This window comes from Pedobacter steynii, assembly GCF_001721645.1.
Lineage (GTDB): Bacteria > Bacteroidota > Bacteroidia > Sphingobacteriales > Sphingobacteriaceae > Pedobacter > Pedobacter steynii_A.
Map to the genome: position 1 here is coordinate 5,219,099 of NZ_CP017141.1, position 13,395 is coordinate 5,232,493.

13 protein-coding genes are annotated in these 13,395 nt (G+C 41.7%); 7 read left to right on the forward strand and 6 right to left on the reverse strand.

What is annotated here, in order from left to right; genetic code table 11:
• Positions 1–40: 40 nt before the first annotated feature.
• On the forward strand, positions 41–868 hold the full coding sequence (locus BFS30_RS21520; protein WP_069381171.1) for a glycoside hydrolase: 828 nt from the start codon (positions 41–43) through the stop codon (positions 866–868).
• A 66-nt stretch (positions 869–934) separates the two neighbouring features.
• On the forward strand, positions 935–1,420 hold the full coding sequence (locus BFS30_RS21525; RefSeq protein ID WP_069381172.1) for a CAP domain-containing protein: 486 nt from the start codon (positions 935–937) through the stop codon (positions 1,418–1,420).
• Between the two features lie 18 nt (positions 1,421–1,438).
• On the opposite strand, the gene arr is transcribed toward BFS30_RS21525, so the two are convergent.
• Positions 1,439–1,843 carry an NAD(+)--rifampin ADP-ribosyltransferase gene (gene arr / locus BFS30_RS28240; RefSeq protein ID WP_069382596.1) on the reverse strand — a complete coding sequence of 135 codons (405 nt, stop codon included), beginning with the start codon at positions 1,841–1,843 and terminating at the stop codon, positions 1,439–1,441.
• Positions 1,844–2,428: 585 nt separating this feature from the next.
• On the opposite strand from arr, the gene BFS30_RS21535 reads away from it, so the two are divergent.
• Positions 2,429–3,070 carry a DNA alkylation repair protein gene (locus tag BFS30_RS21535; protein ID WP_069381173.1) on the forward strand — a complete coding sequence of 214 codons (642 nt, stop codon included), beginning with the start codon at positions 2,429–2,431 and terminating at the stop codon, positions 3,068–3,070.
• 36 nt (positions 3,071–3,106) lie between these two features.
• Here the strand turns inward: BFS30_RS21535 and BFS30_RS21540 are convergent, their stop codons facing one another.
• On the reverse strand, positions 3,107–3,535 hold the full coding sequence (locus BFS30_RS21540; RefSeq protein ID WP_069381174.1) for a putative quinol monooxygenase: 429 nt from the start codon (positions 3,533–3,535) through the stop codon (positions 3,107–3,109).
• Positions 3,536–3,794: 259 nt separating this feature from the next.
• Between BFS30_RS21540 and BFS30_RS21545 the strand changes: the two genes are divergently transcribed.
• The 3 genes from BFS30_RS21545 to BFS30_RS21555 all read left to right on the forward strand — a co-directional run bounded on the left by BFS30_RS21545 (position 3,795) and on the right by BFS30_RS21555 (position 6,236).
• Positions 3,795–4,301, forward strand: coding sequence for a hypothetical protein (locus tag BFS30_RS21545; protein WP_069381175.1), 507 nt, complete (start codon positions 3,795–3,797; stop codon positions 4,299–4,301).
• Positions 4,288–4,704 carry a hypothetical protein gene (locus BFS30_RS21550; protein WP_157263000.1) on the forward strand — a complete coding sequence of 139 codons (417 nt, stop codon included), beginning with the start codon at positions 4,288–4,290 and terminating at the stop codon, positions 4,702–4,704. Before BFS30_RS21545 ends, BFS30_RS21550 begins: the two co-directional genes overlap by 14 nt.
• Before the next feature lie 116 nt (positions 4,705–4,820).
• A complete protein-coding gene (locus BFS30_RS21555; protein WP_069381177.1) occupies positions 4,821–6,236 on the forward strand; it encodes a hypothetical protein in 1,416 nt (471 codons plus the stop codon).
• Positions 6,237–6,521: 285 nt separating this feature from the next.
• Here the strand turns inward: BFS30_RS21555 and BFS30_RS21560 are convergent, their stop codons facing one another.
• The gene (locus BFS30_RS21560; protein WP_069381178.1) at positions 6,522–7,337 is read right to left on the reverse strand and encodes a tyrosine-protein phosphatase; all 816 of its coding nucleotides are present in this window, start codon (positions 7,335–7,337) and stop codon (positions 6,522–6,524) included.
• Positions 7,338–7,398: 61 nt separating this feature from the next.
• A complete protein-coding gene (locus BFS30_RS21565) occupies positions 7,399–10,275 on the reverse strand; it encodes a TonB-dependent receptor (RefSeq protein ID WP_069381179.1) in 2,877 nt (958 codons plus the stop codon).
• A gap of 244 nt (positions 10,276–10,519) precedes the next feature.
• Here BFS30_RS21565 and BFS30_RS21570 point away from each other — a divergent pair, with 244 nt between their 5' ends.
• Complete coding sequence (locus tag BFS30_RS21570; protein WP_069381180.1) at positions 10,520–11,626, forward strand: helix-turn-helix domain-containing protein; 1,107 nt, start codon at positions 10,520–10,522, stop codon at positions 11,624–11,626.
• A 4-nt stretch (positions 11,627–11,630) separates the two neighbouring features.
• Here BFS30_RS21570 and BFS30_RS21575 read toward each other — a convergent pair whose 3' ends face one another.
• Complete coding sequence (locus BFS30_RS21575; protein ID WP_083252174.1) at positions 11,631–12,542, reverse strand: haloalkane dehalogenase; 912 nt, start codon at positions 12,540–12,542, stop codon at positions 11,631–11,633.
• Between the two features lie 82 nt (positions 12,543–12,624).
• Positions 12,625–13,386, reverse strand: coding sequence for an AraC family transcriptional regulator (locus tag BFS30_RS21580; protein WP_069381181.1), 762 nt, complete (start codon positions 13,384–13,386; stop codon positions 12,625–12,627).
• Positions 13,387–13,395 lie beyond the last annotated feature (9 nt).

A 13,395-nucleotide genomic window follows, 5' to 3' on the forward strand; every position in this document is an offset into this window, starting at 1 on the left:
CTTTACAATTAACCAAATAATCAACCAAATCCCTAAAAAAATGAGAAATAAAAAAATGAAATGCTGCATGCTACTTGTGTGTATGTGGGTAGCCTTTTTATCTTGTAAAAAAGATAAGATAGAAGCTACATCAAAAAATGAACAGGTTAAAGCCTGGGAAACCCTAATAGATGGAACTTCTTTTGCCAACTACACCAATTTTGAGGCGGAGTGGAATTATAATTATCCCTGGGGTACAGATCACAATGGTACTGCCCGTATGGTGGGGAGTTCAACAAACCATAACCAGATTTCGCTTAGTGGAAGTGTTTTGACCATTAAGGCGACCAGATTGGCAACATCACCAGGAAACAGTACCGCCAATGGGTTTACCCATATGCCCATCTGGTACAATTCTGGTGCTTGTCATGCGAAGGAAAAGGTGGTCATTAATGACCAGTTTCCAAGCTATACCATATCTGGTGATTTTGCTGTACCTACAGGCTCAGGAACCTGGCCTGCCTTTTGGATTACCGGTGTGAATTCCTGGCCACCTGAAAGCGATATTATGGAGTTTAAAGGTAGTAATACAAACTGGCAGAATACCTATGATGGAGGCTGGGAGAATAAACTTACCGCGGTTAATAATGCTGGCTCATATCACAATTACAAATGTTGGTACAATAAAATAAATGCTACAGATGTGGAATGCCATTATTATATCGATAATGTTTGGACGGCGAGGCACGTTTTGAGCAATTCGGTAAATAAACCAATGTGGCTGATCATCAACATGCAGATGGAGGGGGATAGCGGTGGTCCCGGCCCTTCTGGCGATACATTTTACACCGGTAAAAATATTTATATGGGCAGAGAAAGAGCCTTTTAATTTATAAAACCAGGTTCCCCATGGGAGGTGGCTTTAACGCTGTCTCCCTTTGTAGTATATCATAAGATGAAAAAGTATCCGATCATATTTGCGAGTGCATTACTTTGTATTTTATTGATGCAATGTAAGAAGGAAGAATTGACAATTCCAGAGGATGAGGTAAGCCTGGTCATCAATAAGATTAACTTGCTAAGACAAAATGGATGCCACTGTGGTAATGAGTATATGCCCCCTGTACCCGCCTTGTCTTTAAATGGCGATTTGCAAAATGCAGCAACCGGCCACGCCAGGGATATGGTTCAGAAAAACTATTTCGATCATTTATCTCCTGAAGGCGGCACGCCAGCCGAAAGGGTATTAAATGCAGGTTATAAAGGCAATTTTAGAGCAGAAAATCTAGGCAGGGGATATCTCCTCGCAGATCAGGTAGTAACAGCCTGGAGAAATAGCGTAAGCCACTGTAGAGCAATGATGGATGCTAAAAGTAAAGAAGCAGGGGTAGGTATGGATCAAAATTACTGGGTCGTAACCTTTGGCAGCCCAATGAATTGATCGTCCACATCCCACAAATCAGTTAATAATCTCTCCTTTATTACTGTCCAGTTTTTCACGCCACTTCTGAACTTCCTCATCTGCTGTTTTCTTCCAATCTTTCACTTCGCCAACGATCTTTAATGGTGATTCTGAACGATAGGAGCGGGTGGGGTTACCTGGGAATTTTTTGTCTGTAACATTCGGATCGTTCTCAAAAGTTCCGGTCGGTTCCACAATATAAACACGTTCAGGTCCATCGCTTTTTGCTAAGGAAGCCGCAAGGCCGGCTCCATTAATGAGGGCTGTGAAGTAAATGTGATTCATTTTGAGTCCGGCTTGATAGTTAGAACTGCCCCCTGGAGTCAGCAAATCACCAATCTGCAATTCTGCTTTTGTCCCATGATAAAAAGGACCTTTGCCTGACGGGGTATCGTTAAACATAGTTGATAATTCATCATACTCTTTTGCCTTGTCAGGATTGTTTAAGTCCTCATAGCATTTTGCAATTTTCGAGTATAGAGAAGGGAAAGCACTCTTAACCGTGTCGTCATTTATTTTTAATGCAAACTGTAAAGCCGTTTCGAGCCATTGCAACTGGTCAGCGGTGTTTTTTTGACATCGGGCTACAAAATGAGCTGCAATAAATTTTTCTAAATCTTCCGTTGCTTCGTTCCAGGCTTGAAGGAAAAGTGCATTTGCTTCTTCCTGTTTGCCATTTTCTTCCATACCCATACCCTGAAGGCAGAGTTTAACTACGTTGTTGAAAGGGCTGAATTCCATTTATAATTATTTAGCTGTTAGATATTTTGCGATCACAGTATGCAAACTAGTGGTATCTTAAAACGATGTCTGCAGGTTTATTGTCAAGACATATTTACAAAAAATATCCTTCACTATAAAATTAGGAAAGAAGATGAGCATCTTCCTGCTTGTGGGCGCTTCCGTGCATGGTTTGTTCCCAATTTTTTCTCAACTTCATTTCTGATTTCGTAAATTATACCGGATCATAAAAGCAGAAAGGTTAATATGCAACGTTCATCAAAAGCAGAACAACTCCTGAGACAGATCGATAGTAAGACTAAACTTGGCGACCTGCGTAAAATCGCAAAGGAAATTAAGATGGATCATGCCCTGGCTATTGAGCTTTGGAGCAGAGGCGGTTTCCTGCCCAGACAGCTGGCCATCTTAATTATGGATCATAAAGTTCTTACGCAAGATGTGGTCGATAAACTGGATATGGATATTCAGGGCCATCCGGTTAACGAGCGAAATCAATTAATAGACTGGCTCATGGCCAATCAACTCACCAAAGACAAGAAAACTATTGCATTGATTGAATCCTGGGAAAACAGCCCTTCGCCTCTTCAAAGGCGTGTTTTCTGGTATTATCAGGGGCGGTTAAGATGGGTTGGGCAAGTTTCTCCTGACAATACTGCATACCTGCTTTCTGCAATTGAAGCTAACATTGGCGGGGAAGCGTCCGAAGTGCAGTGGGCCATGAATTTTACTGCGGGCTGGATCGGTGTTTACGATAAAAAGTTCCGGGAACGTTGCGTTTCCCTAGGCAAGAAAACCGGCCTGTACAAAGATCAAATGGTGTCAAAAGGATGTACTCCAAATTATTTGCCGGAGTTCATCGCTATTGAAAGTAATAAGCGAAGCCTGTAATGATCTGGGAAAGCAAATTAAGAAAGACAAGCCTGGCTACTGCTGCATTTTGGTAAACATCAATTTCATAGTTGCTGCATCAATTGCACTCATATCAACCAGTTTTAATGACTTAACCATTTTAAGGGTTTCTGTTTTATAATACTTAAAATGTGCCGTTTCTAAATGTGATTGATAAGCTTGTTTATTGGCATAGATCTCAATGATCCGGATCTGGTTAGGATGTTCCTTCACATACATTGGAAAAATTGCGATCACACCTGGTTCAATTTTTACAGAATTCGCAGCTTCTTCCTTTAATATGGCATGATATGCTTCCAGGTGTTCTGGTATGATTTCTATTTCAGAAATACGAACCAACATATCCGATGTGGCAACAGTTGCGCTGGCTTGGCTTTGTGCATTCAGATCCGCTGCGTTTAAGATGATAACACAGAACAGTATATATATTAGCTTATTTTTCATTTGTTACGGGTTTTATGATCAATCTTTAAAGATAGGCAATCGCCCGTAACATTCTAATTATCACTATTGGAGTTTATATATTTCGCTCCATCCTGTAGTTCCTCTGTAGACGTTTGTTCAAGGACATGTAGTCGCTACGTAATCTCTGTTTTCTTGGCCTGGCCTCTTGTTGGACTTAATTTTGTGTATCCATATGTAAGGGAACCTTGAGAAACAGCTGTACTTATGGCATGGAGATGAAAGAATTAAAAGAATTAATATGGGAATAGTAAACGAAGTTAAGTTGATGCTTTTTGCAGACTACTTTCAATTTTATATACAAGATGAAAAAGTAGATGGCGATTTGAGTGATAAATGGACTAACGAAGCTGTCTGCATTCTTTTAGCAACAACGGATGGAACAATTGGAGTCGGTACAGTTCGAAACATGAAAGTTCCGGTAAATCTGAAAACATTTGATAACGAACCTCCATTTTTGGCAGACGATGATCATGTGATTGGACAAATAAACGAGTGTGATATCGAAGTTAGTTCAGGTAAAATTGTAATTGCAGGCTGTACCGATTATTTTCCGGATGCAAAAAGAATTGAACTTGAAAACGGAGTTTACCGGGCACGGATTTATTATGGAAACCTTGATAAAATAAGTGAAGACGGACTTGATGGAGAAGATTTTTATGAAATCCATTTATGGAAGACCGATAAACAAGATGGCATAAAAATCATCAGTCATAAGAAAACAAATGGATGCAATGACAACAAATAAACAATACGATAGCAATTGGGCGTTGTTACCAGGTATTGGGCTGGGCAAAGCAGTATTTGATATGACCCGGTTAGAGGTAAATGCACTTAAAGATGTTTTGGGGGAAATTACTGGCGAAAACAATTTATTGATACAAAAAGAACAGTTGCTGGCTACTTATGATATGCTTAAAGATTTTTTTACCGAAGAGGATTTAAAAACAGTAATGGAAGCCTTAGACGAAACAGGCGCGCAACGCGGGTTTATAGAAATGGAATACAGGACAACAGGCCAAACGCTGGAATACGAAGATGGCAAACTAACCGAATTTTTATCAAACAAGCAGGATCAATCAAAAGACATTACTCCCTCGTTTTCTACTGAATTTTCTACCCTTTCTTTAAGATTTTTCATCTTTTTTTAACAAATAATAGGTCAATTTTAAGTTATAACTGACGGTATTGTTCCGTCAGCTTGTAGCCTATGTATTCATTTACCGGGGCATTTTTTATTTAAAATCAAACCTAAACCAATCAAAACATGACAAACAAAAAAACAAGCATCTTCGCAATACTCCTTGCGATCATTGTATTCCTGAGCTCCTGCGAAAAGGCTAAAGTGCTCCCTGTCGGACAGGCCGTAAAAAGTATGGAAGTTTCAACCGCTTCAACGACTACATCAACTTTTACCACCAATCCCAAAAATCTTAACATTGTGATGTTTGTTCCCACAGACAACCCGGCCTTAAGCGACTACAGAACCCGTTTATCCACCCTGATGGTTCATTTCCAGAGCTGGCTGCATACCGAAATGCTACGCTACGGTTACGATAAATACATGGGACTGCCGCTGGATACCGGAGGCTTAGTGAAATTCATCGAAATTCCCGCCCAGGGCCCGCAGGCTGATTATCCTTACGCAGCGAGCGTATCGGCTACTATAATCATCAATGAAATTAATGCTTACAAAGCCACGCATGCCAGCGAATTCTCAAACTCTTCGCACATGCTCATCCTGATGCCTCAGCGTACCGATGCCAGTAGTGAAGGTCAGCCTTTTTATGGATGGGGAAAATATTGTTTTGCCCTGGATAACAGTAATATGGCGGTCGACAAAATTCCTAGCACCTCGAATTATATTGGAGGGATGTTGCATGAACTTGGTCATGGATTAAATTTGCCGCACGACCACGCAAAATACACTTCTGAGCAACCTGTTTATGGAACCTCATTAATGGGAAGCGGAAACGTAACTTTTAGTAAAGGCCAGCCTACTTTCCTTACACCGGTTGATGCAGCGATATTGAATAGAAATGAGGTTTTTCAAAGCCCTTTGCCAACTGAAACACCATATGCAAGCGCAACAACAACGATTAACGCCAATCTGACCTACGACAGCACCCTGCAAACCCTTAACCTGATAGGGAATTTTACCAGCGACAAAACCGTAAGCGATATCCTGGTATATATGGATCCAAAAATAAGCAGCGGCGATGCGGATTATAACGCGGTAACCTGGCGCTTTAATCCGGGCTCTGGCAATACCCTAACAGGTGCAATGGCGCTCAATGAACTTAACTTTAAAAACAACGAGCCATACGACGTAAGAGTTAAACTGTTGCTCAATAATGGCAATACCATTTCCAAAGCCTATTCTTTCTCATTTTTGAATGGAGTACCGCAAATCGGGGCCAATGGATCGGCAAAGTTTTTCCAGCATGGCAGTTATGGTGGGTATGGCGTATCGCTTCCGGTTGGTAACTATACCACTGCGGATCTGGCCAGTCTGGGCATTAGCAATAACGATGTATCCTCACTGACTCTGGGCTTTGGCGTAAAAGTAATCATGTATGACGGCGATAATTTTACCGGCAGCAGCATAGAGATGACTTCGTCGAGTAGTTTTGTTTCTACTTTTAACGATAAAGCATCGTCAATTAAAGTAATCGCACTCTGATAATTATGAATCCTGGTGCCGGTTAAGGAGCACCAGGGTTTTCAATGGTTGCGATCACGTTTCGATAGTAATAGTTTTAATAGATATACATTTCATCCTTCCATTTTTTGTTCAGATGATGCTCTGTTTTTCTAAACTTTCTATCAATCGTGAACAATTGTGTTGATAGTGACTATATAATCATTACGCCTGTCAGTTATCGATGATGAAATTGTTTTAAGGATAACAAAGGAGATAAAGGTTGTGTTAAATAAAAGAGGGTGTTGCTGTACACCCTCTTTTGCTTTATGAAGTATATTTCTTTCTTAAAACTGCACGTTCTTTTTTACCAATACCCATTTCCTTCTCCATGAAATTCTCAATACTGCCATACTTTTTTTCAATTGATTTGAAGAATATCTGCAACAGTTCCGGGCGCAGGTCCATTTTCTTTTTGATTTCCTCATTGCTCATTCCCGTAGCCTTAGCCATAGGCGCAAACATTTTTCCCATCATCGGTAACAGGTAAACATTGGAAGCAGTAAAATCAGCTTCAATGGTTTCTTGCGGAACGCCCAGGGTATAAAGGAATAAAGCGGTAGCCATGCCAGTACGGTCGCGACCGCCAGAACAATGATAAAGTAGGGCTGTCGTATCGTTTAACTGCAGCAGTTTTTGAAATACAGGTTTGTAGCGCTCGCCAAAATAGCGGATCCCTCCATCGCCGTAAAAATTGTCCAGGAAATCTCCTTTTTTAAGATAGGCGACCATTTGCGCACCTGAAGGAAGGCTGTCACTTCCGGCAGGACTTAAAGTATAATCACTGCCTTTCAATAAACGGTCTGGTGCAGCAGCGGATTCTTTGACCCCACGTAAATCAACTACAGTGTAAATATGTTTATCACGGAGCGTATCCATATCGGCATCGGTGAGGTCGGCAATCGAAGCACTGCGGAAAACCTTGTTCCATTTAACATGTTTCCCCTCATTGGTTTTATAACCGCCTACATCACGAAAGTTTAGTGCACCCTTGAGGTGCACCAATCGTTTAGTGCTGTCTGACAGTTGGGCCATACCCAGGCAAGGAATTAATAAAGCGATGAATAATGCTGCTTTTTTCATAAAATGATCTTTAGTTTTAAATTGTAGGATTAGAATATAATGGTGTTGAATAGAATATAGATTACCTGATGATGTCCCATCTGATACCAGCCTGTCCACGACGGCCGTACCATTCACTTGTGGTCAGTCTCCGGCTATCTCCCATATAGGTCTTTACAGGCTCATTGCTTAAGTTGTTGAGTTCAACGAAAGCTTTCAGATGTTTATTGATGGTGTAAGTGGCAGAGGCATCGATAGTGAAATTGGCCGCTGTCCAGATGTAAAAGTCAGGTCCCAATTGCTGATTAATTGTTTCTACTGATGAACCACGGTAATTTCCAGCCAATCTCACCATCATACGGTCGCGTTCATAAAAAAGAATAGCGTTGAACAGGTGTTTAGATTGATTGGGCAGGCTTGTTTTGTCGAGCGTGATATTGTTACCGGTACCTCTTGGTACGCTAACTTTGCTATTAATAAAGGTGTAATTCAATTCTGTTCCAAAGCCGCTCCAGAAACCCCTCAGGAAATCAAAACGTTTATTGATGCCGGCCTCGAAACCGAATAAGGTAGAGTTATTAAGGTTTTTCGCCTGGGTAACCATAAAGTCGGTGCCATTGATATTTTGCATACTGGCGTTTGTAAATACGATATCGTTTATCTTTTTGTAGAAAGCCCCTCCGGATATGATCCCGATATTGTCGAAATAATATTCGGCCATTACATCAAAATTATTGGAGAAAGTAGGCTTCAGGTCAGGATTGCCCTGACTGATCGTCATTGGGTTTTTGGTATTGTCAACTGAAGTTCCAGGTGTCATGTCTCCAAAACTTGGTCTGATAAAGCTGCGGGTATAAGCTGCCCTTAAGTTAGATTTTTCATTCAGTGCATACTTCAAATGAAGCATCGGCAATAGTGCATTGTAGTTGTTGCTTACTGTAGATTCGGAGATGGTCGTTACTGCCGGAGTTCCTGCTGTAGTTGCTTTGGATCCTTTTAATTCCATGCTGGTATATTCATTTCTGACACCGGCAATTATTTTAAGCTGATCTGTGGCATCAATTTCGGTCATGGCGTAAGCAGAAAACACCTGTTCTTTTCCATTGTATAGTGCAGTGGGATTTGTTTTCGGAGTAACGTTTGCAAAACCATTCGGAGTTAAAAAATCGTTGCTATACAAGTTGAATAACTGGTTTTTAGTCAGTGGGTTCATGATGTACTGGCTGTGATTGCCATCCATTGTGCCGAAGAATTTTGATCCCGAAGGGAAATCTTTAGTCTCCAGTTGAGACAGGCTAACCAGTGCGGGAGATGAAGGTACACCCAGAGCTGCTCCCGGCATAAATACAATGCTGGATCCATAGGTACTTTCTCTGTATTTATGCCTGTATTTACCACCCACTTTCAGGTTGATTTTGTTGCTGACATTTATTTTTGCATTTAACTGTGCATTGCGGTCATGTTCACTGTTATCCAGCTGAGCAATGACCAGTTGTTGTAACAGCAATTTGTCGGCACTCATGGTTTCTGCAGGGTTATTCAGGCCGGCATCGAAATGCATAGGATCTCCTCCAACACCATTTGGTGAATCAAAGCCCCAGTAGCGTTTCCCATCATCGGAAAGATTATTGAAACCCCCTGTAATTTTTTGTCGGAAGGTAGAAATGGGCAGCCCTTTTGTGCCATAGGTAGGAGGGGTTTCCAGGTAATACTTGCTTTTGTAATCGCTTACTGTCCAGTCTAACTTCAGCCTGCTGCTCAACTGATGTTCTCCGCCAAGTTCAGCTCCTTTTAAAGAGGTCTGATAATGCGAGTAGCGGTAATTGTATTGATAGCGGCTATTGGTATAGTCTACGTACGACTCATAAACAGGCCTGATGTCATTAAATTTATTCAGCATCCCCCTGAAAAATATTTTATTTGAAGCATCAAACTTATATTCAGTACCGAGGTTAACACCCATTGTCTGACGGCTACCCATATAGCGTTTGAACATAATGGTATTGATTGATTTTTTCTGCTGAGGATCTGCGAGCCCGGTATTATAGGAAGCATCGAAAGAGTCGGCTCCCCATTGTCTGTCCCATATGGCGCCTGATAACATTACGCCCAGTTTATCGTTCAAAAACCTATCGCCATATACCAATGAAGCATTATAGGTGCCGTTTTTGGAGAAGGTGTTATATCCGCCCGCAGCACTCACATTCAGTTGCCTGGTCGTTGGAGCCGTTCTGGTAATGAAGTTAATGGATCCGCCTATTGCATCTCCTTCCATGTCGGGAGTAATGGCTTTTGCTACCTGTACGTACTGGATCATTTCTGAAGGGACAGCATCCAATACCGATGAACGATTACCCATTACGTTTGAGCTGGGTAAGCGGTTTCCATTAAACAGGGTGGATGTCCAGGCAAAAGGAGTTCCCCGTACTGTGGCCTGATCTGCTTCGCCATGGTACCTGGCAACAGCAACGCCTTGCATTCTTTGCACCGCTTCGGCAGCATTACGGTCTGGCAGCTTTCCGATCGCATCTGCGGCCATAACATCCATAATCGCATTTGAATTCTTCTTAATGCTATACGCTTTCGCCTGAGATGGCGCCATACTACCGGAGATGGTCACCTCGCTTAGGGAATTTTTATGCTCAGCTATCAATTCAATATTTCCCAGAGAATTCATGCCGCTGTTCAACTCCAGGTCAATTATTTTAGTGGCATAGCCAATATAAGAGATTGCAATTTTAGCTTTACCTGTTACCTGGGCATTTAAAGTGAATTCACCATTCAGATCAGAAGAAGTACTTAATTTGAAAGTTACTCCATGAATACTGGCCCCGGGAAGTGTACCATCCTTGCTGGTTATCGTCCCTTTTATATTCTGGGCAAATAAGCTTGTCGTACTGAGCAGGATCAACAATATCATGCCTGTCAGCTTTTTAACATTTGTAAAAGTATGCATCATGTTTTTTATTTTCTGCAAAAGTCCACTAAGATGGGCAACGGCTCGACTTAGCCCAACCACAAGTACCGGTCTCAGGTGTCAGGCGTTGTATTGAGACTTTTTGATGCTGATTTACAATGCTTTATCTCGTGTTATCTAATTGTTATCAATATGTTTACTTACAATTTTCGGCCGAAACAGGGTGTAACTTAATATTCTCTTAATATTTGATGACTAGCTTCGTACATCATTAGGGAACATATACATGCAGTACATTATAGCCATTGGCATATTTCAGGCAATGATCGTTATAGCTTTATTGCTGAAGAGTAGATTACAGAGTAGTGGTGATGGTTTATTAATCCTGTTACTGGCTTGTATCGCTTCTCATCTCGCCATGAAATTTTTCATTTTCAGTTCTGTTGATGATGTGCATGTCCGCCAGCAAATGAATACGTTTATCGGGTTTTGTTATGGTCCTTTACTCTATTTATATGCGCTAAAAGCAAGCAATAGTGAATTTGTTCCTGCTTCCAGGTGGTATTTTTTTGTACCGTTTATATTGGCAGCGATTGCTTATTTCACGGTTGGGGGAGTCCTGTTTCTTTCAAAATCATCAGATTACCGGTTACTCAGCTGGTACAATAAGATCAGTACTTTTGCTTTATTGGCATCCGAACTTTGTTTTGCGTTTCTGGCATTGCGTGTTGCCCGTAAGCATCTGGCTGAAAAACCAAAAGAAAGAAAGATGGTGGAACGCATTGCAGCTTGCTTTTTACTCATCACAGTATTCAGTATCCCTTTTTTTGTGAGTCCTTACGCAAATGATTTAGTTCCTCCCTTGTTGGTCAGAAGTGTTGTTTATGCGATACTGACCCTTTTATGTATTATGATCGGATACTACAGACTGTTTATCGGTAATCATCAGGATCTGACCAGTTTTGTAGCAAAGGACTTTTCAACAGAAAAGATTTTAGTGGTTAAAGACAATGCGCTGCAGCGAAAGTCTCCTTTAACGGCTCAGAAGCAACAGGAAATATGGGAAAGCCTGGAGAGTCATTTGAGAGATCATAAATTATTCGCAGATAGTGAGCTTAACCTCGATAAACTTGCTCAGGCAACCGGAATCAATAAGTACCATATTTCGGAAACGCTGAATACTTATGCTAGAAAGTCTTTTTATCAATATATAAACGAGTACAGGATTGAATATGCCATCGCCCAGATGCAGATTTTACACCGTAAGGAAATCCCTGTAAATGTCTTGTCGCTGGCTTATGATGCCGGTTTTCGCGCTAAATCCTCTTTTAACAGGTATTTTAAAGACATCACTGGATTTACGCCAACTGAACACCTTAAATCTTTACAGTAAAGCGCTATGGCATGGTCAACCATTGAAGCCATGAAGCCAAAGCCGTACCTACCTCTACTGGGGAGTCTTCTTGCGGATAATGCAGGCCCTTTACCACAACTTTCGTTGTATTGGGCAGACTGTTGCAAAACTGCTTTGCATCAGGAGAACTCATTCCCGGATTGGCTTCAATATATAGTTTTGGTACCATCGTTTTCTTTAGCCATGCGGTATACCTGCTGGCTACAACCGTAAATGCACTGGGTTCTCCGTAAAAGGGGAGTTGGCGTGCCCAGGAGAGCATAGGTCGGCGGGATTCTCCAGGTACCAGAAAAGGTCTGCGGTATTCGTCATGTACTTCTTTTGTCAGTGGGATGAGGTGCGACAAAGGGATGTTGACTTCAAGAAACGAATTTTCCTCGAGTACCATTTTTTCACCAGCCGGCGAACGCAGGGCCTGAAAGATCTCCCGGCCTTTGGGAGGCATTTGCTCCCATTTATAGGGAACGGTAATAGATTCCATAAATGCAATCCCTTTAACGGCCTCAGGATGTCTGCTTGCCCAGTCGAATGCCAGTGCCGAACCCCAGTCGTGAACTACAAATGTTATTTTCTTTTTAATCCCGAGTTTTTCATAAAAAGCATCCAGATAGCGACTGTTTTCGGCAAAGGTATGTGATTTGGGATCTGAAATCTTTTCCGAATCGCCCATTCCGATTAGATCAGGAGCAATGCAGCGGCCTAAGTGTGATACGTAAGGGATGATGTTTCTCCACACGTAGGAGGAGGTTGGATTTCCATGTAGAAATACAATAGGATCGCCGGTTCCGGTTTCGATATACGCCATGTCCTTTCCCAGTACGTTGACGTGTTTTTTTTCGGCTGCCTGCGATAGGAGCGTGCTGGTAATTGCGATAATTAAAGGTAAATGTTTCATGTGCTTATAATTTAATAAGACAAAATTAGGTAGCACCGGAAATCAAAAATTGTATAAAATCAAGTTTTATCGGCTTGCTGAATCACCACTTCGGCGGGCCTTTTTTAAAGAACTGACCGGGGCTTTCGCCTGTAAAAGTCTTGAAATCCCTATTGAAATGGGCCTGATCGAAGAAACCTGTTTCCAGAGAGACTGCGGTGAGGTCTTGATGCGACTGATAAGTGCTGATGACAGAACTGATCCTGACGATGGAGGAGAAGTGTTTAGGAGAAATGCCTACCTGAGCACGGAAACGTTTTTCTAAGGAGTCGATATTGATGTTCAGCGTAGTGGCAAGGTCTTTTATTTTATGATTGCCCTTCCTGGATTTGATGATGTCAATGGCCTTACTGATCATTGGATCTTTATCATTTGTTTTGAGCTGTGCCAACAGGAAGCTTTCTACTGCAACGATTCTTTGGGCATGCGTTTGAACCCTGTCCAGGCTTTCTTCGAGTCGCTGAACCTGTTCAGCAGGAAACACCTTGTCAAGACTTGCGGTCAGACCCGAGAATTCATTTAAAGGGGTGTTTATAAATGCTGCAGCACCACCCTCATTGAAAAGGACCAGCAATATAGCTGAACCAGAGCTATAATGTACGGGGCGCGCCACTCTGTATATTCCGGTAAGGCCAAAGTCCAGATTGGTATTGTTTAGAGATATTGCACCTTTAAAACGTAATGCCATAACGGGTGCGGTACCAGGTAATAACTGCCTGGTTAAATCACCTTCACTTTCCGTAACCAGGAAGCGGCTTACAAAAGGTTTCAGTACATCGGATGGAAGAAATTGATGGACTTTCATTGATCTAAT

Coding starts and splice junctions, on each gene's coding strand:
- BFS30_RS21520 (WP_069381171.1), top strand. CDS start 41: ATGAGAAATAAAAAAATGAAATGCTGCATGCTACTTGTGTGTATGTGG.
- BFS30_RS21525 (WP_069381172.1), top strand. CDS start 935: ATGAAAAAGTATCCGATCATATTTGCGAGTGCATTACTTTGTATTTTA.
- arr (WP_069382596.1), bottom strand. CDS start 1,843: ATGTTTAACGATACCCCGTCAGGCAAAGGTCCTTTTTATCATGGGACA.
- BFS30_RS21535 (WP_069381173.1), top strand. CDS start 2,429: ATGCAACGTTCATCAAAAGCAGAACAACTCCTGAGACAGATCGATAGT.
- BFS30_RS21540 (WP_069381174.1), bottom strand. CDS start 3,535: ATGAAAAATAAGCTAATATATATACTGTTCTGTGTTATCATCTTAAAC.
- BFS30_RS21545 (WP_069381175.1), top strand. CDS start 3,795: ATGGGAATAGTAAACGAAGTTAAGTTGATGCTTTTTGCAGACTACTTT.
- BFS30_RS21550 (WP_157263000.1), top strand. CDS start 4,288: ATGACAACAAATAAACAATACGATAGCAATTGGGCGTTGTTACCAGGT.
- BFS30_RS21555 (WP_069381177.1), top strand. CDS start 4,821: ATGACAAACAAAAAAACAAGCATCTTCGCAATACTCCTTGCGATCATT.
- BFS30_RS21560 (WP_069381178.1), bottom strand. CDS start 7,337: ATGAAAAAAGCAGCATTATTCATCGCTTTATTAATTCCTTGCCTGGGT.
- BFS30_RS21565 (WP_069381179.1), bottom strand. CDS start 10,275: ATGATGCATACTTTTACAAATGTTAAAAAGCTGACAGGCATGATATTG.
- BFS30_RS21570 (WP_069381180.1), top strand. CDS start 10,520: ATGCAGTACATTATAGCCATTGGCATATTTCAGGCAATGATCGTTATA.
- BFS30_RS21575 (WP_083252174.1), bottom strand. CDS start 12,542: ATGAAACATTTACCTTTAATTATCGCAATTACCAGCACGCTCCTATCG.
- BFS30_RS21580 (WP_069381181.1), bottom strand. CDS start 13,386: ATGAAAGTCCATCAATTTCTTCCATCCGATGTACTGAAACCTTTTGTA.